Raw genomic sequence first — 21961 nt, 5'->3', positions numbered from 1 at the left:
CCGCCACACACGAGCGCCCCCGCGGTAAACACCGCGGGGGCGCCCCACGTATCGCATCCCACGGCGCCGTGCCTCATGCGCCCGGGGTGTCCTCCGGCACCATCTCCATCGCCCCGCACGGGCACTCGGCCACACACAGACCGCACCCCTTGCAGTAGTCCAGGTCGATCGCGAAACCCTTGCCCGGCCCCAGCTTGGTGATCGCGTTGTCCGGGCAGACGCCGTAGCAGTTGTCGCACTCGAAGCAGTTGCCGCAGGACATGCAGCGCCGGGCTTCGAACAGCGCCGTGGACTCGTCGAGCCCCTGGACCACCTCGTCGAACGTCGAGACGCGCCGGGCGAGTTCGAGCCGCGGCCGGACCGAGGCGGGTGCGCCGGAGTAGTACCAGGTGTTGAGGCGGTCGAAGTCGGCCGGCGCGTGCTTGGGGCCCGGTTCACAGGTCGTCCCGCGCAGATAGGCGTCGATGTGCCGGGCCGCCTTCTTCCCGTGCCCCACGGCCACCGTGGCCGTGCGCTCGGCCGGCACCATGTCGCCGCCGGCGAAGATGCCCTCGTGGCCGGTCATCAGCCCGTCGGCCACCTGGACCATGCCGTGGTCCACGGCGAGCTCCGGCACGCCCTGCAACAGGGACAGATCGGAGTCCTGGCCGAGCGCGAGGACCACGCTGTCGGCGTGCAGCTCCTCGAACTCTCCTGTGGGCTGTGGGAATCCGGTCTCGTCGAGCTCCATCCGCTCGATGGTGATCCGGTCGCCGTCGGCGTGCTTGATTGTGGACAGCCACTTCATCCGCACGCCCTCCTCCAGCGCCTCCTCGACCTCGATGTCGTGCGCGGGCATCCGGTCCCGGGTGCGCCGGTAGATCACCACGGCGTCGGTCGCGCCGAGCCGGCGGGCGGTGCGGGCGGCGTCCATGGCCGTGTTGCCTCCGCCGTAGACGGCGACCCTGCGGCCCAGCAGCGGCTTGCCCGCGCCCTCCATGCTGCCCAGCAGCGACACCGCGTCGAGGATGCGGGCGCTGTCGCCGGCCGGGATGTAGGCGCGCTTGCCGATGCCCGCGCCCACGGCCAGGAACACGGCGTCGAAGCCGCCGTCCCGCTGCGCGGCCAGGACGTCCTCGACCTTCGTGCCGAGCTCCAGCGTGACACCCAGCGCGACGATCCGGTCGATTTCGGCGTCCAGTACCTCGCGCGGCAGCCGGTAGCGCGGGATGCCGTAGCGCATCATGCCGCCCGCCCGCTCCTGCGCCTCACGGATCGTCACCTCGTGGCCGAGCAGCCGCAGATGGTACGCGGCCGACAGCCCGGCCGGGCCGGAGCCGACCACCAGGACACGTTTGCCACTCGACAGTGACGGAGCCGCGATGACCCACCCCCGCTTGATCGCCTCGTCGCCCAGGAACCGTTCGACCGAGTTGATGCCGACCGCGTTGTCGACCTGCACGCGGTTGCAGGCGGTCTCGCACGGGTGGTAACAGACGCGGCCCATCACGGCGGGCAGCGGGTTGTCGCGCATCAGCTCCCGCCACGCGGACTCGTAGTCGCCGCCCTCCGCGTGGAACAGCCACCGCTGGATGTTCTCGCCGGCCGGGCACGCCGCGTTGCACGGCGGCAACCGGTCGACGTACTCAGGGCGTTCGGTGCGCCAGGCGCCGGTGTGGTTGGCCAGGCTGGAGCCCGCGTCGAGTGTGATGGCGAACGGCTTGTCCTTCATGACGTCACCTCCTCGTGGGCCAGCAGCCCGAACCGGGCGATGTTGCGGTCGGCGGTCCGCTGGAGGCGGGCGATGACGTCCGTGCGCGGCTCCGGCTGGAAGAGGTGCGCGTACCGCTTCTGCGGGCGCAGGTACTCCTCGACCGGCACCCGCCGCCGGATCTTCGTCACCTCGGTGACCTCGCCGTCCACCGCCTCGAACACCGGGAAGAGTCCGCTCTGTTCGGCCAGCCGCGCGATGCGCACCGTGTCGTGGGACGGCGTGCCCCAGCCGAGCGGGCAGGGCACCAGGACGTGCAGATAGCGGGCGCCGCGCATGCCCATCGCCCGGTGCACCTTGGCCTCCAGGTCGCGCAGTCCCGCCACGGTGGCGGTGGCGACGTACGGGATCTCGTGCGCCATCGCGATCAGCGGCAGGCTCTTGCCCTGCCCGAACGGGGCGCCGGGTGCGGCGCCGACCGCCTGGGTGGTCGCCGTGCGCGCGGTCGGGGGCGTGGCCCCGGACCGCTGGACGCCCGTGTTCATGTACGCCTCGTTGTCGTAACAGACGTACAGCACATCGTCGTTGCGCTCGAACATGCCGGACAGACAGCCCAGGCCGATGTCGACGGTGCCGCCGTCCCCGCCCTGCCCGACCACGCGGACGTCGGTGCGGCCCTTGGCCCGCAGTGCCGCCGCGACGCCCGAAGCGACGGCGGGGGCGTTGCCGAACAGCGAGTGCAGCCAGGGCAGTTGCCAGGAGGTCTCCGGGTACGGCGTGGAGAACACCTCCAGGCAGCCGGTCGCGTTGACCGCGATCACGTTGCCGCCGCTCGCCCGCAGCGCCGCGTCCAGGACGTACCGTGCGCCGAGCGCCTCACCGCAGCCCTGGCAGGCGCGGTGGCCGCAGGTGAGCGCGTTGGAGCGGTCCGGATCGGACTGGTCGGACCGCAACTCCGGGTCCAGCAGCCGGTTTCCGGCGGCGAGACTGCCCACCTGGTAGAACTTCACCTGCTGAGCGGCGTTCATCGGTTGCTCCCCACATCGCGCAGGATGTTCTCCGCTGACGGCCCCGACCTGCGGGTGGCCGCCATGCGCGCCAACTCCCGCTCCACCAGGGCGGTGTCGAGGTCCAGGAACTCCAGATGGCCGAGCCGTCCGGCGACCGCGTCGGCGAACAGCCGGTGCAGCGAGGCCTTGGTGATCGGGCGTCCGCCGAGCCCGGCGACCACGGTGTGCCCGTCGAGCCGGATGCCGGACAGGGCGGTGCGCACGTTCTGCGAGACGATCCCGCCGACCCCGACGGCCAGAGCGCGCTCCAGGACCACCACCCGGCGGGCGTGGCCGAGCACGGTCCGCACCGCCTCCAGCGGGAACGGCCGGAAGGAGGTGATCCCCAGCGCCCCGATCCGTACCCCGTCCGCACGCATCTCGTCGACCACGTCGCAGACCGTGCCCAGTACCGAGCCGAGGGCCACGACGATGGTGTCCGCGAATTCGCATTCGTAGGGATGGATCAGGCCGCCGGAGTCCCGCCCGAACGCCTGACGGAACTCCCGCGCGATGTCCGGGATCGCCTCCAGCGCCTGCATCTGCTTGGCGTGCGCGAGGTAGCGCACCTCGGTGAACGCCTCCGGGCCGACCATCGCGCCGATCGACACCGGCTCGTCGGGATCGAGGACCTGGCGGGGCTCGTACGGCGCCAGGAAGGCGTCGACCTGCGCCTGCTCGGGCACCTCGATCCGCTCCCAGGCGTGCGTGAGGACGAAGCCGTCCATGCACACCATCACCGGCAGCGACAACTCCTCGGCCAGCCGGAACGCCTGCGGATGCAGGTCGGCGGCCTCCTGGTTGTCCCGGGCGTACAGCTGGATCCAGCCGGAGTCGCGCTGGGACATGGAGTCGCTGTGGTCGTTCCAGATGTTGATGGGCGCGCCGATCGCCCGGTTGGCCACCGTCATCACGATCGGCAGCCCGAGTCCGGAGGCGTTGTAGAGGGCCTCCACCATGTACAGCAGGCCCTGGCTCGCGGTCGCCGTGTAGGTGCGGGCACCGGCCGCCGAGGCGCCGATGCACAGCGACATCGCCGCGAACTCCGACTCGACGTTGACGTACTCGCACGGCTTCAGCGCACCGGACTTCACCAGGCGGCTGAGCTCCTCGACGATGTGGGTCTGCGGGGAGATCGGGTAGGCGGCGATCACTTCCGGGCGGCAGTACGCGACGGTCTCGGCGACCGCGCGCGAGCCCTCAGTCTGCTTCAGCATGAGCGCGCTCCTTGCACAGCACCTCGACGTGGTCGTAGGCCTCACGGGCGGCCGCCGCGTTGTTCGTGCCCAGCACACCGGGGAAACGGTCCCGGATCGCGGCCTCCAGCGAGTCGATCGTCACGCAGCCGGTCAGCGCGGCCAGCCCGCCGAGCAGGACGGCGCTCGGCACCGGGCGGCCGACGTGGCGCAGGGCGAGCGCGGTGGCGGGGACGGTGAGGACCGGGCCGGTGAGGGTCTCCAGGCGCAGATCGTCCGCCCCGCGTGGGGAGTTGACCAGGACCGGGCCGCCCGGACGGAGGCCGTCGAAGACGTTCACCTGATGCAGCAGCGTCGCGTCCTGGATCACCAGCGCGTCGGGCCGCGTGACCGGCTCACGAACACGGATCGGACGGTCGTCGATCCGGCAGAACGCCACGACCGGCGCCCCCGTGCGCTCCGAACCGAAACTCGGGAACGCCTGCGCATGGCGGTCCTCCATGAACGCCGCCACCGACAGCAACTCAGCGGCCGTGACGGCCCCCTGCCCGCCACGGCCGTGGATACGAACCTGGAACACGGCACCCTCCTCCCACGTCGCCCTATTGCCGTCCTACCGTCCGCGGTACGGCGGCTCTCAGGGGCCGAACGTCCCCAGCGGAGGGCCGAGGGGCACGAACCCGGTGTCCGGGACCCGAGCGCGGCATCCCGGGGAAGCGCGGCCGTGTCACTCGTGCGGCACGATCGCGACCGGGCAACGGACGTGGTGCATGACCGCGTGGGCGACCGGCCCGGTGTGCGTGCCGAGCCTGGCCGGGCGGATCCTGCGGCCCACGGCCAGCAGCCCGGCGTCCTGCGTGGCGTCCAGCAGCCGCTGTGCCGGACGCCCTTCCGCGATCAGCTCGGTGATCTCCACCGTGGGGTACTTCTCCCGCCACGGCCGGACCACGGAGTCCAACACCCGCTCGGCTGCCTCTCGTACCGCCTTGCGTGCCTTCTTCTCCAACGCACTGGGCATGTACGGGATTTGCCACGTGTGTACGACCCGTAGCGGAGCGGCACGCAGCGCCGCGCTCTCGAAGGCGAACTCGAGCAGTTCCTCGCACGAGTGCGCCGGATCGACGCCGACCACGACAGCGCGGTACGGAGTGTGCGCCGACGGCCGGTCCTCCGCGTCCCGTATGTGCTCGTCCTCAAGGGACTGATCGGCCCGCACGAGCACGACGGGCCGTGCCACATGGGCCACCGTCGCCAGTGCCACCGACCCGGCCATGAACCCGCCGAAGCCGCTGAACGCGCGGCTGCCCAGCACCAGCAGCTCGGCCTCGTCACCCGCCGCGATCAGGGCGTCGGCCGCGGGCCGGGAGATCTGGTCGGCGCTCAGCTCCACCTGCGGATAGCGCTCGCTCAGCTGATCCATGGCACCGCGCAGGATCCGCCGCGCCCAGTAGCGCGGCGCCTCCAGCTCGGGCAGTTCCGAGTCGTCGGGCGAGATGCCGCCCTCCCAGGCGTGCACCAGACGCAGCGGCAGGCCACGCCTCAGCGCCTCCCGAGCCGCCCAGTCGGCGGCGGCGAGGCTCTCGCGTGAACCATCCAGTCCTACGGCAACGGGGCGAAGCATGGCCGACACCTCCCTGGACCGGTGCCCGCACATCTTTGTGCGGACCCCTCCGGTACCAGGCTCTCCTCGACGGCACTGGTACGGGCAGGGGCTGGGGGGCCTTCTCTCGGGGCCGAACGGCCTTGTTGCCGAAGTTCTGGACGGTGCCCGGGAGCGATGTCGCCGGCCGGCGCGCGGCGGAGAGCCAGCGGCGTACCAGGCGGCGGGGCCGGTCGTCCCCTGGAAGAGGCCGACCGGCCCGCCCCGCGGCACGGCTCCGCGTCCGACGATGAAGGTGCGGAACGCGACGCGGGGAGGTGCGCCGTGAACTGCTGCGCCTGCGGGGCTACGGGCGGAAGCTCGTGCGTTGTGTGACGTGCGGGGTGTGCCGTGAGGCCGAGGCGTTCGATCGTGTGCGGTGCGCCGGGTGAGTTCGAAGCAAGACCGTGCCGAGGAAGGAGGGTGGTCCGGTGAAGGAGACACTGCCTCTGGGGCGGATCGCCGGTGTCCGCGTCGGCCTGCACTGGAGCGTGCTGGTCATTGTCGGCCTGGTGACCGTCATGCTGGCGGCCGGCCGCTTCCCGCAGGCCCATCCCGGCCATCCGGGCTGGACCTACTGGGGGCTGGCGTTGCTGACGGCCGTCGTGTTCCTGGCCTCGCTGCTGGCGCACGAACTGGCGCACGCGATCGTCGCCCGCCGCAATGGCGTCAAGGCCGACGGCATCACCCTGTGGATGCTCGGCGGCGTCGCCCGTCTGCGCAGCGAGGCCCCCACACCGGGCGCCGAGCTGCGCATCGCCGCGGTGGGGCCGCTCACCAGCGCGGTGGCCGGCGGGCTGTTCACCGCCCTGGCGCTGTGGCTGGACGCCCTGCACACGTCGGGGGTCGTGGTCGAGGCCGTCGCCTGGCTGGCCGCGATCAACATCGTGCTCGCCGTCTTCAACGCCATACCCGCCGCTCCGCTGGACGGCGGGCGGTTGCTGCGGGCGTTCATCTGGCACCGCACCGGCGACCGGCTCCGGGCCACCCGCGGCGCGACAGCCGCGGGCCGCATGCTGGGCTGGTTCATGGTCGTGACCGGGTTCGCGGCCGTACTGTTCGCCGACGATCTGTCCGGGCTGTGGCCGGCCCTGATGGGCTGGTTCCTGATCGCCGCCGCGACCGCCGAGGAGCGGCAGGCACAGGTGCGCGGTGTGCTGGACGACATCCCCGTCAGCCGTGTGATGACCCGCGACCTGGCCACCGTTTCCGGCAGGGTGACCGTCGCCGACTTCCTGGCCGAAGGTCCGTTCAGCCGCTACCGCCACTCGGCCTTCCCCGTACTCGCCCCGGACGGCACGGCCGCCGGACTGGTCACCGTCGCACTCGTCAACCAGGTCCCGCTCCAGGCCCGTACCACCACCACGATCGGCGACGTGATGCGTCCGCTCGCCGATGTCGCGACGGCCGCCCCGGACGACCTGGTCGTGGACCTGCTGCCCCGCCTGGAGACGAGCCGGGACCGCCGGGCCCTGGTCCTCGGCGACGGACAGCTGGTCGGCATCGTCACGCTCGCTGACGTCAGCCGTGCCCTGACCTGGCTGACCACGGCCACCCGGGCCCGCACCTGAGGGGCCCGCCCGCGCGACACGGCCCAAAGCACCCGAAGGAGGTGAGGTGATCAGGAACGTCCTCCGGTCGATCTCGTCCCGACCGGAGGGTTCCTCAGTAGGGAAGCGGTCGCCCGGACGGGGTGCGGAGGTCGGGAGGCTCCGGCCGTCGCGGTGTACTGGGGCGCCTGGCCACCTGTGTCCGCTTCATGATCGCCACCTCCTGCCCCTCACACTTCACACTCGGCCCCGCCACTCACGGCCGGGTCACTGCATACACAGGAGCCTCCTCCCTCACCCGCTTCCGGGCCAGGGGACGACCGGCCTCGATCGAGGGGCCTCGTGGGCCGTGCGTCTGGGTCGACCGTCCCCGCTCGCACCGCCTCGCCTGCTGTCGCTGGTGCTGTGGGGCGCCGTCCGGCCCGGTCCGGGGCCGTTCGGCCCAGTGCGGGCGGCGCGTCCTGGGCGGATGGTGGACACAGGCCCGCAGGGAAGGGAGACAGCATGCCCTGGGAGACGATCCAGAAGGACACTCCGCCGCCGGTCCCGCCCAACCTGGACGACTACGAGAAGGCGTGCGTGGACTTCTCCTGGTCGGGCGCGCGCGTCAAGCTGAGCGGTCTGCCCGGCGGTCGCGGACTGAACATCGGGTACGAGGCCGTGGACCGGCACGCCGAGTCCGGTCGCGGGGCGGCCGTCGCGCTGCGCTGCGTGGGCCGCGACGACTCCCTGACCACGGTGACGTACCGGGAACTCGCCGGGACCACGGCCCGGTTCGCGAACGTGCTGCGCACGCTCGGCATCGGCCGGGGCGACCGGGTCGTCACCCTGCTGGGGCGGTGTCCCGAGCTGTACACCGTGGTCCTGGGCACGCTGAAGAACACCAGTGTCGTCTGCCCGCTGTTCTCCGCCTTCGGCCCGGACCCCGTGGCACAGCGGCTGCGCCTGAGCAACGCCCGCGTGCTGGTCACCACCGCCGCCCTGTACCGCAGGAAGGTCGCCGGACAGCGTGAGCGGTGCCCCGAACTGGAGCACGTACTGATCGTCGGAGAAGGCACCGATGAGCTGCCGGGCACGGTCTCGTACGACGCGCTGATGGCCGACGCGCCGGACACCTTCGCCATCCCGCCGACCTCGCCGGACGACATGGCCCTGCTGCACTTCACCAGCGGCACCACGGGTACACCCAAGGGCGCCGTCCACGTGCACGAGGCGGCCGTCGCCCACTACGCGACCGCGGCGTTCGCCCTCGACCTCCATCCACGGGACGTGTTCTGGTGCACGGCCGATCCGGGCTGGGTCACCGGCATGTCGTACGGGATCATCGCGCCGCTGATGCACGGCGTGACCCTCGTGGTCGACGAGGGCGACTTCGACGCCCGCCGCTGGTACCGGATCCTCGCCGAGCAGCATGTCAGCGTCTGGTACACGGCCCCGACCGCGCTGCGCATGCTGATGCGCACCACCCCGCGCACGGGATCGCACGACCTGCCCGCTTCCTTCGACCTGAGCGCGTTGCGCTTCATCGCCTCGGTCGGTGAGCCGCTCAACCCGGAGGCCGTGGTGTGGGGGCGGGACGTCCTGGGGCTGCCGGTGCACGACAACTGGTGGCAGACCGAGACCGGCGCCATCATGATCGCCAACTTCGCGGGCTGTGAGATCCGGCCCGGATCCATGGGGCGCCCGCTGCCCGGCGTGGAGGCCGCGGTGCTGCGACGCGGGGAGGACGGCCGTGCGAAGGTCACCGGCGGACACGTCACCGTACTCGAAGAACCCGACGTGGAGGGTGAGTTGGCGCTGCGGCCCGGTTGGCCGTCGATGTTCCGCGGCTACCTGCACGACGAGGAGCGGTCAGCTGCGGCGTTCGCGGGCGGCTGGTACCTCACCGGTGACCTGGTGCGGCGGGACGCGGGCGGCTGGTACTGGTTCATCGGGCGCGCCGACGACGTCATCAAGTCGGCAGGACACCTCGTCGGGCCGTTCGAGGTGGAGAGCGCCTTGATGGAGCACGCGGCGGTTGCCGAGGCCGGAGTGATCGGGCGGCCCGACCCGGTCGCCGGGAACATCGTGAAGGCGTTCGTGTCACTGCGGCCCGGCTTCGAGGCCACCGCCGCCACGCGGCAGGAGCTGCTGGCCTTCGCCCGGCGCCGCCTCGGCCCGGCCGTCGCCCCGCGCGAGATCGCCTTCGACCAGCATCTGCCGCACACCCGCAGCGGCAAGGTCATGCGCCGGCTGCTGCGGGCGCGTGAACTCGGCCTGCCCGAGGGCGACATCTCCACCCTGGAATCGACGGAGGGGTCCCCATGAGTGCCACCGCCCGCGCCCCACGCAAGACGACGGCCAGGACCAGGACCAGGGCCAAGGCGCAGCCAAAACAGCAGACGGCGCACCAGCTGGCGCTGCTCGGCTCGATGCTGGGCATCCGCCGGTTCGAGGAACGCTGCGTGGAGCTGTACAGCGCCGCCCGCATCCGGGGCTTCATGCACCTGTACATCGGTGAGGAGGCCGTCGCCGTCGGCGTCGGCGAGGCCCTCACCGAGGACGACGCGGTCGTCTCGACGTACCGGGAGCACGGGCACGCGCTCGCCCGCGGCGTGCCCGCGGACGCGGTCATGGCGGAGATGTTCGGCAAGGCCACCGGCTGCAGCCACGGCCGCGGCGGCTCCATGCACCTCTTCGACGCGGACCGCCGCTTCTACGGCGGCAACGCCATCGTCGGCGGCGGCCTGCCGCTCGCCGCAGGACTCGCCCTCGCCGACCGCATGAACGGACGCGACCGAGTCACTTGCTGCTTCTTCGGCGATGGCGCCTTCGCCGAGGGCGAGTTCCACGAGACGGCCAACCTGGCGGCGCTGTGGCACCTCCCTCTGCTGCTCGTCTGCGAGAACAACCTGTACGCCATGGGCACCGCGCTGGAGCGCCACCAGGCCCAGACGGACCTGGCAATGCGCGCCGCCTCGTACGGCATGGTCTCCTGGGCCGTCGACGGCATGGACGTGCTCGCGGTCGAGGACGCGGCCCGGCGTGCGGCCGAAGGCATCCGAGCGGGCACCGGGCCGCACTTCCTGGAGATGCGCACGTACCGCTTCCGCGCCCACTCCATGTACGACCCCGACCGCTACCGCGACAAGGCCGAGATCGAGCAGTGGAAGGAACGCGACCCGATCGAGCGGCTCGCCCGGCAGTTGCGCGAGCACGGCGGGCTGACCGACAAGGCGCTCGCCGCACTGGAGGACCGGATCTCCGCCGAGATCGACGGCACCGTCGAGACCGCGGAGCAGGCGCCGGAGGAACCGGTCGAGGACCTCCTGAAGTACGTCACCAGTCAGGTGGAGGAGGCGAGCCCGCGATGACCGCGACGGAAACCGTGACCGCGGATCCCGCCGAACGCAAGACGACCTACCGGGAGGCGATGAGGGAAGCCCTGCGGGACGCGCTGCGCGCCGACGAGCGCGTGTTCCTGATGGGCGAGGACGTGGGCCGCTACGGCGGCTGCTTCGGCGTCAGCCTCGGCCTGCTGGAGGAGTTCGGGCCCGACCGGATCCGGGACGCCCCGCTGTCGGAGTCCGCGTTCGTCGGCGCCGGCATCGGCGCGGCCCTGGCGGGCATGCGGCCGGTCGTCGAGATCATGACGGTCAACTTCAGCCTGCTGGCCCTCGACCAGATCCTCAACAACGCCGCGACCCTGCTGCACATGTCGGGCGGCCAGCTGGCGGTCCCGATCGTCATCCGGATGACCACGGGCGCCGGCCGGCAGCTCGCCGCCCAGCACTCGCACAGCCTGGAGGGCTGGTACGCGCACATCCCGGGCCTGAGGGTCCTGGCCCCGGCGACCATCGCCGACGCCCGCCACATGCTGGCCCCTGCGCTCGCCGACCCCGACCCGGTGCTGATCTTCGAGCACGGGAGCCTGTACAACGCCTCCGGCGACCTTCCCGTCGACGCGGGCCCCGTCGACCTCGACCACGCGGCGATCCGCCGCCCCGGCACCGACATCTCCCTGATCACCTACGGCGGTTCGCTGCCCAAGGCACTGACCGCCGCGGACGAACTGGCCGGCGACGGCATCAGCGCCGAGGCCATCGACCTGCGCACCCTGCGCCCGCTGGACGACGCGACCATCGCCGCCTCCGTCGCCCGCACGCACCGCGCCGTCATCGTCGACGAGGGCTGGCGCACCGGGAGCCTGGCCGCCGAGATCTCCGCCCGCATCACCGAGCGCAACTTCTACGACCTCGACGCCCCCGTCGAGCGGGTCTGTAGCGCCGAAGTGCCCATCCCGTACGCGCGCAGGCTGGAGGAGGCGGCGCTGCCGCAGGTCGGGGACATCGTCGCGGCCGCACGACGGGCGGTGGGGTGAGATGGGCGAGTTCACGATGCCCTCGCTCGGCGCCGACATGGACGAAGGGCTGCTGCTGGAGTGGCTAGTCGGTCCGGGGGACCGGGTGGACAAGGGCGATGTCGTGGCGGTCGTGGAGACCGACAAGGCGGCCATCGAGGTCGAGTGCTTCGAGTCGGGGACTGTGGGGCGGCTGCTCGTCGAGCCCGGTGTGCGGGTGCCGGTGGGGGCTCCGCTCGCGGTGATCGAGAACGCGGCGACGGCCGCCGTACGGGAGGCCGTCTCCGCGGAGGCCGTGCCGCAGCCGGTGGCACGCATGGCCGCCGAGCCCGCCCCTGCGGATGCCCCGCCGAAGCCGGTCGAGCGGCCGGTTCCGCCTGCGGTCCGGGAGCCACCGGTCCGGGAGCCCGTCCTCGTGGCGCCCGCTCCCGCGACGCCGCGCCCGAAACCGGCCGCCGTGACCCAGCCGGTCGTCGGCGCCGGGCCGCTGGTGAGGCACCTCGCCGTGGAGAAGGGCGTCGATCTGACGGCCGTGCACGGCACGGGACGCGGCGGCCGTATCACCCGCGCCGACGTCGAGCACGCCGAGACCGCCCCCGGACCCCGCGTGCGGGCCACGCCGTACGCCCGCCGGCTCGCCCGCGAACTCGGCGTGGACCTCGCCACGCTGCGCGGCAGCGGCGGGACGGGAGTCGTACGAGCGGCGGACGTGCACGAAGCCGTGCGCGCGCGGGGTGGTGCCGCCCCCGAAGCGGTCGGATCGCCCCGGGAGCGTCCCGAGGAGCCCGGGCCGACGCCGTCGCCGTCGCGCGAGAGCCGTGAGGGTGGGCGCGCGGCCGTCATGCGCCGGGCCATCGGCGACCTCATGAGCCGCGCCAATCGGGAGATCCCGCACTACTACCTGTCCACCACCGTCGACCTCACGGGCGCAGTCGAGTGGCTGCACCGCCGCAACCGCGGCCACCCGCCCACGGACCGCCTGGTCCCCGCGGCCCTGCTGCTCAAGGCCACGGCCGTCGCGGCCCATGACGTGCCGCAGCTCAACGGCTTCTGGCAGGACGGCGACTTCACGCCCGGCACCGGGGTGCACCTGGGCGTGGCGGTGTCGCTCCGCGAGGGCGGACTGCTCACACCGGTGATCCACGACGCGGACACGCTCAGGCCCGAGGAGCTCATGGCCGCGCTGAAGGACCTCGTCCAGCGGGCCCGCCGGGGCCGGCTGCGCGGCAGCGAGCTCGCGGGCGCCACCCTCACCGTCACCAACCTGGGCGAACAGGGCGTGGAGTCCGTGTTCGGCGTCATTCATCCACCTCAGGTGGCCCTGGTCGGTTTCGGCGCGGTCGTCGAACGGCCGTGGGCCACGGGCGGCCTGCTGGGCGTACGCCCCGTGGTGACCGCCACCCTCTCCGCCGACCACCGTGCCACCGACGGCGCGATCGGCGCGCGCTACCTCACGGCCATTGACCGCCTGCTTCAGCGACCCGAGGAGTTGTGAACCGGATGAAGCCCTTGAACAGCACGGAGACACTGACCCTGGTCAAGGCGTGCATCACCGAGATCGCCCCGGACGCCGACTTCACCGACGTACGGCCAGACGACAAGTTCCGCGACGCGTTGGCGCTGGACTCGCTCGACTTCCTGAGCCTGGTGGAACTCCTCTCGGCGCGTACCGGTGTACGCATCGACGAGGACGACTATCCCGAACTCACCACCCTCGCCGACACGGTGGCCTTCCTGGTCACACGGACCGGGTAGGGGCCCCTCGGGGGATGAGTCCTGTCGGTCCGCCGAACACGGCCGCCCTCGCTTCCGCGCTCTGCCCGACCTGGTCGCGAACCCCACGAGAACGTCCATGACCTCACCTCGACGGTTCTCATGACCCCGAGTCGGTGGTCAGGCGGCGGCCCAGGGCCAGGGCCGCGCAGCCGATGAGCGCCGTCGCGAAGAGGGCGAGGACGGCGAGGTCGCGCAGGATCGCGGTCAGGTCGCCGTTCCGGGACAGCAGGGTGGTCCACGCGTCGACGGCCCAGGCCTGCGGTACGGCGTGTCCCACGCCGCGCAGCCAGTCGGGCACAAGGGCCAGCGGCCACATACAGCCGCCGAGCATGCCGAGCCCGATGCCGAGGGCCGGGCCGACGGCGTGCACCTGCTCCGGGGTGCGGAACAGGGCCCCGGCCAGGACTCCGGCGCCGGTGCCGACCAGCGCCCACATGGTGACGAGGACAGCGGCGGCGAGCGGATCGCCCCAGGCGACGTCGAAGGCCAGCGCCCCGATGCCCACGATCAGCACGGACTGCAGCAGGGCCAGCAGGAGATACGCGACTGTCTCGCCGAGCACGAGGGTGCGGGCGGAGACGGGCGCTGCGAGCGCGCGGGCGTACACGCCGGTCCGGCGGGTCTGCACGATGGCCGCGCCGCCCGCGAGGGCGTTGATGAACACGAACAGCACGAGCATGGTCGGGGTGCTGTAGCTGTAGCCGAGCGGCAGGAAATCGCTCTGGCCGTTGACCGTCTCGGCACGTACGACGATGGGGGACGCGGCGCGCTCGGCGCCGCGGGCGGCCGCCACGCCGTCGTCGAAGGTCCCGCCGGTCTCGTCGGCGGCGAAGCGGGCGGCCTGGAGCCGTGCCGCATGGTCGGCGACGACGGCCGACACGGAGGAGACGGCCGCGTGTCCGGCGCTGCCGGAGGGCTCCACCAGGACCCGCACGGTGACGGATCGACCGGCTTGTATGTCCTTGTCGAGACCGGACGGCACCACCACGACCGCGTCCAGTTCGGCGCGGCGCAGGGCGGTGCGGGCGTCCGCCGCGGTGTCGTACGTACGGGTGTGCAGGGCGGACGCGTCCTTCAGGTCGGCCGCCAACTCCCTTGCTACGGGGCCCGCTTGGGCGTCCGTCACCAGGCCCACCCGGAACCGGTCGAAGCCGCCCACCGTGACCCCGATGACGACGATGATCGCGACGGGCAGCAGCACCATGAAGAAGAGCGCGGTGCGGTCGCGCAACACGCGGGTGAGCGTGGCCCGGGTCAGGGCGAGCGCGGTCATGCCGTCCTCCTCAGCCGAAAGAGCAGGGCCGTCACCGCTGCCACGGCCGCCGAGAAGGCGGCGATGCCCAGCAGCGGCGCACCGAAGGCATCCCAGCCGCGTACGCCGGTGCCCAGGTCGGTGAAGCCGCGCAGGGCCCAGCCGTTGGGGGTGAACAGGGCGAGGCGGCGGATCAGGGGCGTGGTGCCGGAGGCGAAGACGAAGTTGCCGCCGAGCAGCACCAGCGCGAAGACCAGGATCGAGGCGAGCCCCTGCGCCTGCTGCTCGGTCCGCACCAGCGCGATGACCAGCGCGGTCAGACACACCACGCACACCGCCATGGCCACGCTGAGCGCCGCCACGCCGAGCGGATCCGCCCAGCTCGCCCCGAACGCCAGCCACGACACGAGCGTGACCGTGGCGAGGCCGGCCAGGCTGTACACGAACGTCGACACCGACTTGCCGAGCAGCAGCGCGCCCCGCCCGACGGGCGCCGCCGCGATCCGGTCGAGGGTGCCCTGCTGCTGCTCGACGAAGTAGCCGCGGGCACCGAACCCGACCGTGAACAGGACGAAGAACATGCCCATACTCGGCCCGAAGTAGCTGATCACCTTCAACGCGTCGTCGGGCAGCCCCTCCGCCCGCACCTCCTCGGGCAGCCGCAACAGGGCCGCCTTCGCGGCGAGTTCGGGAACGTCCCGCTGCGAGGCGCCCGCGGCGACGGCCGTGGCCACCGACAGCCGGCCGGCGTTGACCTGGGCGACGTACGACTCGGTGACCGCCCGCGCGAGCTGCGCCTGGAGGGCGTAGTCGACGCTGTCCAGCACCGTGACGGGTGCGGTGCTGCCGCCGGCGAGCGCCGCCGTGAACCCCTCGGGCACGACGATGGCCGCGTGTACGCCGCCCGCGTCCACCGCCCGTCGGGCCGCGGCCCGGTCGCCGTACGCCCGCACGTGCACGGTCTTGGAGAGTTCCGGGCTCTGGAGCACCTGGGTCAGTCCGGCGGCGGCCGCCCCGTGGTCCAGGTCGACCACGCCGATGTCCGCGCGGAACTCGTCGTTGTTGTTGAACGCCAGGGCCATCAGGGCGGAGATCAGCACCGGCGCCAGGAACACGATCACCCAGGCCGACCGGTCGCGCAGCCGCTGGCGCAGGTCCTTGGCGGCGATGGCGAGGACGACACGCACGGTGGCTCACTCCCTCAGCGCGGTGCCGGTCAGGTGGAGGAAGACCGCCTCCAGGTCGGGTTCGTCGATCTCCACGCTGCGGATGCCGACGCCCTGTTCGTGGGCGAGGTCGAGGAGTTCGGGCAGCAGGCTGCGCGCGTCCTTGACGACCAGTTCGAGCACCTCACCGTGGTCGCCGGTGCGCGCCGCACCCTCGACGCGGGCCAGACGACGGCAGGCGTCCGCGTACGCCGTGAGGTTGCCGGCGGCGGACAGGCGGACCCGGTCGCGTTCGGCCACCAGCGCCACCAGCTCGCGCGGACCGCCCTCGGCGACGAGACGCCCCCGGTCGATGATCCCGACGTGGTCGCACAGCCGCTCGGCCTCCTCCATGTAGTGCGTGGTGTAGAGGACCGCCATGCCCTCCTCACCGAACCGGGTGACGCTCTCCAGGATCGCGTGCCTGCTCTGCGGATCGACCCCGACCGTCGGCTCGTCCAGCACCAGCAGTGTCGGTGAATGCACCAGGCCTGCACCGATGTTGAGGCGCCGGCGCATGCCACCGGACAGCGAGTCCACCCGTTCGCCGGCGCGGTCGCGCAGCTCGATGAGGTCGAGGACCTCGTCGACACGGCGCTCCAGGGAGCGGCGGGAGAGCCGGTACAGGCGTCCGAAGAAGCGGAGGTTCTCCCGGACGCTGAGGTCCGGATAGAGGGCCACGTCCTGCGGGACGAAGCCGATGAGCTTCTTGGCCGGTCCGGCGGCCGTGGTCATCGCGAGGCCCGCGACGCGCACGCTCCCGGCGTCGGGGCGCAGCAGTCCGCAGGCCATCCTGATCGTGGTCGTCTTGCCCGCGCCGTTCGGCCCGAGCAGCCCGTACGTCTCGCCCGGCGCGATGCGCAACGACACGTCGTCCACGGCGGTGCGGTCGCCGAACCGCCGGACCAGGTGCGCGCAGTCGAGCACGGCCCGCCCGGCACCGTCCGGGTGTCCCACTGAGTCGTTCATGACCTCACCTCGACGGTCGTCGCCACGGCCTTCCTGTCGAGCCTCGTGCCGCCGCCGGGCTCGGGACAGGGACCGCACGGGCCAGGCGTAGGGCCACCCGGCCCAAGTCCTCCACGTTCTGGCCCTCGGCGTGTGGGGGCGTGTGTCTCCGGCCCTGGCGCATACGACGACTCACGGCGCGAGCGAGAAGTAGTTCTCCTCCTCCTGCGTGAAGTGCAGCCGCAGCACGGTGTGCAGGCCGTAGAGGCAGGCGCGCAGGTCGTCGAGCTGCTCCGGCGCGAGGTTCCCGTCGGGCGCGAGCGTGAGGTGGGTGGCGACGCGACGGGCCAGCCGCTCGATCTCGGCGTGGGCGCGGCTCATGGTGGCGGTCGCCTCGGGACCTCCGAGGGCGGGGGCGAGCGCCGGGTACAGCTGGTGTTCCTCGGCGTACTCGTGCGGCAGCAGCCGCTGTGTGAGCAGCCGGTGCACCTCTTCCACCGTGGCGATGGCCTCCGGACCGGGGGAGTCCGAGAGGCGGTCGGCGGCGTCGCGTACGGCTTCCAGGACGGCCTGCAGGTCGTCGTGTTCGGCCGCGAAGCGGTGGATGAGCGCTTCCGTGGCGGGTTGGAGCGCCGGGCGGGTCGCCTGCTCGACGCGCAGGGCGCGCAGCGCGTTGAGGATGACCGCGGCGTCGATGCCCTCCTGCAGCAGGGCGCCGACGGCGGGCGGGAGCAGTCCGAAGGCGGCCGCGGCCATGGCGGCCAGCGACATCAGCATGCCGCCGAGGGCGCTCTGTACGGCGATGTGTCGGGCACGTACGGCGATGGCGACGGCGTCGGCCAGCCGGTCCACCCGGTCGGTGGTCAGGACGATGTCGGCGGCCTCGGAGGAAGCGGTGGAGCCGCGTGCGCCCATGGCGACGCCGATGTCCGCGGCGGCGAGCGCGGGGGCGTCGTTGACGCCGTCGCCGACCATGACGGTGACCGCGCGGGCGCGTTCGGCGCGTACGGCGGCGACTTTGCCGGCCGGAGTGAGCCCGGCCTGTACGTCGTCCAGGCCGAGGACGGCGGCGATCTCGCGGGCGGGTGCGGGGCGGTCGCCGGTGAGCATCACGAGCCGGTCGATGCCGGCCGCGCGCAGCCTGCGCAGGGCGCGGGGCGCGTCGTGGCGCAGCGGGTCGCGCAGCAGGACGGCGCCGACGGCGCGGCCGCCGACGGTGAGCCAGGCGACGGCGGCCCCGTCCAGGAGCGCGCGGTTGTCGACCGGGCGGGTCCAGGCCGGCCTCGCCGCGCGGTCGTCGAGGCGGCCGACGGTCATCCGCTGTCCGTCGACGATGCCGGTGGCGCCCCGGCCGGGCTGCTCCGACACCTCGGTGGACACGGCCAGTCGCAGTCCCCGTTCCCGGGCGGCGGTGGCGATGGCCTGGGCCAGGACGTGCGGGGAGTACTGGTCGAGGGAGGCGGCCAGCCGCAGGACGTCCGCAGGTTTCCAGCCCGGCGCGGCGGTCACGTCGAGAACCTGTGGGCGGCCGCGGGTGAGGGTGCCGGTCTTGTCGAGCAGCAGGGTCCGGGCCCGGCCGAGGTTTTCCAGGGCTCCGCCGTCACGGATCACCACGCCGAGCCGGGAGGCCCGCGACAGGCCGGAGACGATGGCCACGGGCGCCGCGAGCAGCAGGGGACACGGTGTGGCGACCACCAGCACCGCCACCGCCCGCACGGCGTCGCCGCTGACCAGCCAGGCCGCCCCCGAGACCGCCAGGGACAGGGGCAGGAACCAGGCCGCGTAGCGGTCGGCCAGGCGCACGACCGGGGCGGCTTCCGCCCCTGCCTGCTGGGCCAGCCGCACGATCTCGGCGTAGGTGCTGTCCTGCTCGGTCGCCGTTGCCGTGAGCTCGAAGGCAGCACCCGCGTTGACCACACCGCTGCGCACGCTCTGCCCAGGAGCGTGCTCCACGGTCAGGGACTCCCCGGTGAGCACCGACTCGTCGAGGACGGCCGTGGCACCGACCACCAGTCCGTCGACGGGGACGACCTCGCCGGGGCCGACGACGAGCAGATCACCGACGGCGATGTCGGCGAGCGGCACCGTGCGCGCCTCGGCGCCGACGCGACGGCGGGCCGTACGGGGCGCGTGTTCCAGCAGCGCCCGCAGGTCACGGGAGGCCCGTCGCTGCGCCGCGGCTTCCAGGGTGCGCCCGGTGGCGAGCATCAGCGCGATCAGCGCCCCGGCCAGGTATTCGCCCACCGCCAGGGTGCCGCCGAGCGCCAGGACAGCGATCAGATCCACGCCCGCGTGACCGCGCCGTAACGCGGCCAGCACCCAGCCCACCGCGGGCGCGACGGCCACGACGGTGCCCAGGCCCCAGCACAGGTCGGCGGCGCCGGACGCGCCGGAGATCCAGAAGACGCCACCGGCTGTCAGGGCAGCGGCCGTGACGGCCAGGAGGGCGGGTTCGAGCCTGGGCGGCAGGAAGAACGCAGCGAACGAGCGGCGCGGAGGTTCTCCCGGAATGAGGCGGTCCATCGAAGCCTCGCTCACCTGTCTGGGTATCTCAGTCGTGCGGGACGACGGCGACCGGGCACGGGGCGTGGTGCAGCGCCGCGTGTGCGACCGGCCCCAGTTTCCAGGTCAGATGGGACGGATGCCGTCGGCGGCCCACGACCACGAGTCCGCTGTGTGCCGCTGCGTACAACAGCACCGCCGCGGCCGGACCGGTCGAGACCTGCTCGACGACGGGGACGCCGGGGAACTTCTCGCGCCAGGGCGCCAGCGCGGCCGCGAGCCGCATGCGCTCCTCCGCCTGGTGGCGGCTGTCCGGGCGCCCGGCGGCCATCGTGTGCGGATAGGGCACCAGGCTGGCCAGCGGGAGGGCCCGCACGGCACGTACCCGCATTCCGCGTGGCTCGGCGGTGGTGAACGCGAGGTCCAGCAGGGCGTCGGCGGCCGGTCCCGGCGCCTCCACGCCGACCACGACCTCGTCGTGGTCCGTCGCGGCGGGGTGCTCCCAGCCGTCCTCGACGGCCGGGTCACCGGCCCGGACGGTGACGGCCGGACACTGTGCGCGCCCCAGGACGTGCAGGCTGATGGAGCCGAGCAGGAAGCTCGCCGTCGATCCGTGTCCGCGGGAGCCGAGCACGAGCAGGGCAGCGGTCCCGCTGAGGTCCAGCAGGGCTTCCGCGGCAGGGGCTGAGGCCAGTTCCGTGGTGAGGGCCAGACCGGGGTACCGGTGGAGCAGTTCGGTCTCGGCCTGTTGGAGTGCCCGTCCCCCGTACTGCTGCTTGCCCAGGGCCTCTCGGGCGGCGGGCACATCGAGAGGCTGGGTGGTCCAGGAGTGGAAGAGAAGGAGGGGCAGTTGTCTGTCCACCGCTTCGCGGGCGGCCCACCACGCGGCCGTCATGCCGGCTGGGGAACCGTCGAGCCCGACGACGACAGGACCGCTCATGGCCCACCTCCGGTGTCGGCGCGGCACGCGGGGACCGCTGCGACGCGCGCACTCCTCCGCTTCCGTCACTTCCAGGGTCGTCGCCGGACGGCCGCCGGGGCGAGGGCCGGACGGTTCGCTCCCGGGGTCCGTCCGGCCCTGTCGTGGGCCGGACGAGGAGGGCTGAACCTTCGAGCGGCGCGGCGAGGGTTGCCCGGCCGACGCCGCCGGGCTCGGGGTCCCGCCGCTCCGACGTGAGCCCGGTCCGTCTGGGGCACCTCGGTTACCGGTGTGCCGCTCGCCGACGCGGCGGGGCAGTGCGGCACACCCCGCGTCATCTCCGACGAGAGCCCTGAACACACCGCACGTGCGCGGCTCTTCTCATGCGGCGATGAGGTGGTCCACCACCGCGACCACATCCGCGATCTGTTCCACTGCCGACCTCAGCTGCGGGATCAGTGCGGCGTCCAGCGAGCCCTTCAGCATGACCATGCCGTTCACGACCTGCACCTGCACGCGTGCCGGATCAATGCCCAGCTCGCCTTCGACGACGTCGACGACCTCCTCCCGGATGGCCGCGTCGTCCCTGACCAGGGCCTGCAGCAGTTCGCTGCGGCTGATGACTCCCACCAGGTGTCCCTTGTGGTCGGTCACGAACAGCTGCCTGATCCGGGAACGGGCGGCGGTGCGCGCCGCATCGATCACAGGGGTCCAGGGCTGGACGGTGAGCGCGGGCGCGGTCATCAGGGTGGCCGCCGTCTCTCCCGCGTCTGTGGCGTGCGGTCGCAGTATCCGGGCGAACGCGCCGGGACGATCGCCCGAGGCACGGGATGCCGCCCGGGCGAGAAGGTCGGACTCCGCGATCACGCCGACCACCCGCTGGGCGCCGTCCACCACGGGTACGGCCCCGGTCTGCCGGCGGGCCAGCATCCGGGCGACGTCCAGGAACGGTGTGTCGCCGGGAATTCCGGCCACGGACCGCCTCATGACGTCGCGCACCTGAAGCTCCGCGATCGTGCCGGCCTTCTCACGAGGGGGCCGGGTCGTGCCGGCTCCGGTCTTCGCGGCGGGGAGGGGCGCCTGGTCGGCGACGTCCCCCGAGTGCGAGTGGGAGGCCATGGCCTGCAAGTAGCGCACCATCATGTCCTGGTGAAACTCCTCGGCCGGCGCCGGGGCGAACGCCGGCACACGCCGCCGTGCCTCCGCCGACGCGGCACCGTGTTCTCGTGCGTCTCGGTCATTCATGGCTGCCTCCCACCATGCGTGCAGACCACGGCCGCTGTGTTCCCACCGTCTCGCCGACGCATCGGCCGTGACAGGGCCGACCGGCCCCTTCCGCGGGGCAAACAGCCCTAGAGAGGCTTTCGTGCCCTTCGTAACGTGAGTAGGGGTCACGGCGGCGAGCGCCGATGTCGGGCCGGGAGGTTCTCATGCTCGGGTTCCGGGAGTTCCGCATCCGGCTTCGGCCGGCCGGTTCACCCGGCCAGGCCGCACCAGGAGGTGTCCCCGCCGACCGGTCGGCCGCGCTCACGGCCGAACTGGAACCCTCGCTCGCGCAGCTGGACGACACCGCGGCCGAGGCCGACCGGATCCGTTCCACCGCCCTCCAGGAGGCGGAAGCACGACGCCGCGCCGCGGCTCGGCGGGCCGAGGACATGGTGCGGGCCGCGCGGGCGCAGGCCCTGGAGGTCAGAAGCGGGACCGCGGCCCGCATCCGGCAGGAGGCGGCCGCCGAGGCCGCGCGGACGGACGCCGTGTCGCGGCGGGCGGTGGAGGCGCTGCGTGCGAGGGCACGTGAGCGCACGCCTGCCCTTGCGGCGCGGATGGTCGCGCGGGTGGCGGGCGAACTGACCGCCGTCCGAGACACCGAGCAGGGCGGACCGGACTAGGAGGGTC

The 21961-nt window shown here is 72.8% G+C and carries 18 protein-coding genes; 7 read left to right on the top strand and 11 right to left on the bottom strand.

Annotation, left to right across the window (positions count from 1 at the left end; all coding sequences use genetic code 11):
• Positions 1 to 73: 73 nt before the first annotated feature.
• From ABZ928_RS42970 to ABZ928_RS42950, 5 genes are all read right to left on the bottom strand, one after another.
• A complete protein-coding gene (locus ABZ928_RS42970; RefSeq protein WP_361531824.1) occupies positions 74 to 1711 on the bottom strand; it encodes an NAD(P)-binding protein in 1638 nt (545 codons plus the stop codon).
• A complete protein-coding gene (locus ABZ928_RS42965; RefSeq protein WP_361531821.1) occupies positions 1708 to 2718 on the bottom strand; it encodes a thiamine pyrophosphate-dependent enzyme in 1011 nt (336 codons plus the stop codon). Before ABZ928_RS42965 ends, ABZ928_RS42970 begins: the two co-directional genes overlap by 4 nt.
• On the bottom strand, positions 2715 to 3956 hold the full coding sequence (gene porA, locus ABZ928_RS42960; protein ID WP_361531818.1) for a pyruvate ferredoxin oxidoreductase: 1242 nt from the start codon (positions 3954 to 3956) through the stop codon (positions 2715 to 2717). Before porA ends, ABZ928_RS42965 begins: the two co-directional genes overlap by 4 nt.
• Positions 3940 to 4515 (bottom strand): 2-oxoacid:acceptor oxidoreductase family protein, encoded by a 576-nt coding sequence (locus tag ABZ928_RS42955; RefSeq protein WP_361531815.1) that lies wholly within the window; start codon positions 4513 to 4515, stop codon positions 3940 to 3942. Before ABZ928_RS42955 ends, porA begins: the two co-directional genes overlap by 17 nt.
• Positions 4516 to 4662: 147 nt before the next feature.
• Positions 4663 to 5556 (bottom strand): universal stress protein, encoded by an 894-nt coding sequence (locus tag ABZ928_RS42950; protein WP_361531812.1) that lies wholly within the window; start codon positions 5554 to 5556, stop codon positions 4663 to 4665.
• Positions 5557 to 6005: 449 nt separating this feature from the next.
• Between ABZ928_RS42950 and ABZ928_RS42945 the strand changes: the two genes are divergently transcribed.
• The 6 genes from ABZ928_RS42945 (at position 6006) to ABZ928_RS42920 (ending at position 13218) form a co-directional block, all read left to right on the top strand.
• Positions 6006 to 7145, top strand: coding sequence for a site-2 protease family protein (locus ABZ928_RS42945; RefSeq protein ID WP_361531809.1), 1140 nt, complete (start codon positions 6006 to 6008; stop codon positions 7143 to 7145).
• Between the two features lie 483 nt (positions 7146 to 7628).
• The gene (acsA, locus tag ABZ928_RS42940; protein ID WP_361531806.1) at positions 7629 to 9431 is read left to right on the top strand and encodes an acetate--CoA ligase; all 1803 of its coding nucleotides are present in this window, start codon (positions 7629 to 7631) and stop codon (positions 9429 to 9431) included.
• A gap of 104 nt (positions 9432 to 9535) precedes the next feature.
• Positions 9536 to 10477, top strand: a complete 942-nt coding sequence (pdhA, locus tag ABZ928_RS42935) for a pyruvate dehydrogenase (acetyl-transferring) E1 component subunit alpha (RefSeq protein WP_361531939.1) — start codon at positions 9536 to 9538, stop codon at positions 10475 to 10477.
• Complete coding sequence (locus ABZ928_RS42930) at positions 10474 to 11484, top strand: alpha-ketoacid dehydrogenase subunit beta (protein WP_361531803.1); 1011 nt, start codon at positions 10474 to 10476, stop codon at positions 11482 to 11484. Before pdhA ends, ABZ928_RS42930 begins: the two co-directional genes overlap by 4 nt.
• A 1-nt stretch (position 11485) precedes the next feature.
• Positions 11486 to 12958, top strand: a complete 1473-nt coding sequence (locus ABZ928_RS42925; protein WP_361531800.1) for a 2-oxo acid dehydrogenase subunit E2 — start codon at positions 11486 to 11488, stop codon at positions 12956 to 12958.
• Positions 12959 to 12963: 5 nt separating this feature from the next.
• On the top strand, positions 12964 to 13218 hold the full coding sequence (locus tag ABZ928_RS42920) for an acyl carrier protein (RefSeq protein ID WP_361531797.1): 255 nt from the start codon (positions 12964 to 12966) through the stop codon (positions 13216 to 13218).
• A gap of 118 nt (positions 13219 to 13336) precedes the next feature.
• Here the strand turns inward: ABZ928_RS42920 and ABZ928_RS42915 are convergent, their stop codons facing one another.
• From ABZ928_RS42915 to ABZ928_RS42890, 6 genes are all read right to left on the bottom strand, one after another.
• Positions 13337 to 14512: an ABC transporter permease gene (locus ABZ928_RS42915; RefSeq protein ID WP_361531794.1), complete on the bottom strand. Its 1176-nt coding sequence runs from the start codon at positions 14510 to 14512 to the stop codon at positions 13337 to 13339.
• On the bottom strand, positions 14509 to 15678 hold the full coding sequence (locus ABZ928_RS42910; protein WP_361531791.1) for an ABC transporter permease: 1170 nt from the start codon (positions 15676 to 15678) through the stop codon (positions 14509 to 14511). Before ABZ928_RS42910 ends, ABZ928_RS42915 begins: the two co-directional genes overlap by 4 nt.
• A gap of 6 nt (positions 15679 to 15684) precedes the next feature.
• Positions 15685 to 16665, bottom strand: a complete 981-nt coding sequence (locus ABZ928_RS42905) for an ABC transporter ATP-binding protein (RefSeq protein ID WP_361531788.1) — start codon at positions 16663 to 16665, stop codon at positions 15685 to 15687.
• Between the two features lie 171 nt (positions 16666 to 16836).
• Entirely contained in the window at positions 16837 to 19167 is a 2331-nt protein-coding gene (locus ABZ928_RS42900) for a heavy metal translocating P-type ATPase (protein WP_361531785.1), read from the bottom strand.
• A gap of 28 nt (positions 19168 to 19195) precedes the next feature.
• A complete protein-coding gene (locus ABZ928_RS42895) occupies positions 19196 to 20086 on the bottom strand; it encodes a universal stress protein (RefSeq protein ID WP_361531782.1) in 891 nt (296 codons plus the stop codon).
• A 360-nt stretch (positions 20087 to 20446) separates the two neighbouring features.
• The gene (locus ABZ928_RS42890; protein ID WP_361531779.1) at positions 20447 to 21310 is read right to left on the bottom strand and encodes a CBS domain-containing protein; all 864 of its coding nucleotides are present in this window, start codon (positions 21308 to 21310) and stop codon (positions 20447 to 20449) included.
• 185 nt (positions 21311 to 21495) lie between these two features.
• On the opposite strand from ABZ928_RS42890, the gene ABZ928_RS42885 reads away from it, so the two are divergent.
• A complete protein-coding gene (locus ABZ928_RS42885) occupies positions 21496 to 21954 on the top strand; it encodes a hypothetical protein (protein ID WP_361531776.1) in 459 nt (152 codons plus the stop codon).
• Positions 21955 to 21961 lie beyond the last annotated feature (7 nt).

Origin of the sequence: Streptomyces sp. NPDC046909 (genome assembly GCF_040644695.1) — a bacterium.
Lineage (GTDB): Bacteria > Actinomycetota > Actinomycetes > Streptomycetales > Streptomycetaceae > Streptomyces.
The sequence above is the reverse complement of the archived record's forward strand: the minus strand, read 5'-3'. Positions and strand labels throughout refer to the sequence as shown.

Bases quoted from the DNA above. Each gene is read 5' to 3' on its own strand.
- ABZ928_RS42970 (WP_361531824.1), bottom strand. From the start codon at position 1,711: ATGAAGGACAAGCCGTTCGCCATCACACTCGACGCGGGCTCCAGCCTG.
- ABZ928_RS42965 (WP_361531821.1), bottom strand. From the start codon at position 2,718: ATGAACGCCGCTCAGCAGGTGAAGTTCTACCAGGTGGGCAGTCTCGCC.
- porA (WP_361531818.1), bottom strand. From the start codon at position 3,956: ATGCTGAAGCAGACTGAGGGCTCGCGCGCGGTCGCCGAGACCGTCGCG.
- ABZ928_RS42950 (WP_361531812.1), bottom strand. From the start codon at position 5,556: ATGCTTCGCCCCGTTGCCGTAGGACTGGATGGTTCACGCGAGAGCCTC.
- acsA (WP_361531806.1), top strand. From the start codon at position 7,629: ATGCCCTGGGAGACGATCCAGAAGGACACTCCGCCGCCGGTCCCGCCC.
- pdhA (WP_361531939.1), top strand. From the start codon at position 9,536: ATGCTGGGCATCCGCCGGTTCGAGGAACGCTGCGTGGAGCTGTACAGC.
- ABZ928_RS42930 (WP_361531803.1), top strand. From the start codon at position 10,474: ATGACCGCGACGGAAACCGTGACCGCGGATCCCGCCGAACGCAAGACG.
- ABZ928_RS42925 (WP_361531800.1), top strand. From the start codon at position 11,486: ATGGGCGAGTTCACGATGCCCTCGCTCGGCGCCGACATGGACGAAGGG.
- ABZ928_RS42920 (WP_361531797.1), top strand. From the start codon at position 12,964: ATGAAGCCCTTGAACAGCACGGAGACACTGACCCTGGTCAAGGCGTGC.
- ABZ928_RS42915 (WP_361531794.1), bottom strand. From the start codon at position 14,512: ATGACCGCGCTCGCCCTGACCCGGGCCACGCTCACCCGCGTGTTGCGC.
- ABZ928_RS42905 (WP_361531788.1), bottom strand. From the start codon at position 16,665: ATGAACGACTCAGTGGGACACCCGGACGGTGCCGGGCGGGCCGTGCTC.
- ABZ928_RS42900 (WP_361531785.1), bottom strand. From the start codon at position 19,167: ATGGACCGCCTCATTCCGGGAGAACCTCCGCGCCGCTCGTTCGCTGCG.
- ABZ928_RS42895 (WP_361531782.1), bottom strand. From the start codon at position 20,086: ATGAGCGGTCCTGTCGTCGTCGGGCTCGACGGTTCCCCAGCCGGCATG.
- ABZ928_RS42890 (WP_361531779.1), bottom strand. From the start codon at position 21,310: ATGAATGACCGAGACGCACGAGAACACGGTGCCGCGTCGGCGGAGGCA.
- ABZ928_RS42885 (WP_361531776.1), top strand. From the start codon at position 21,496: ATGCTCGGGTTCCGGGAGTTCCGCATCCGGCTTCGGCCGGCCGGTTCA.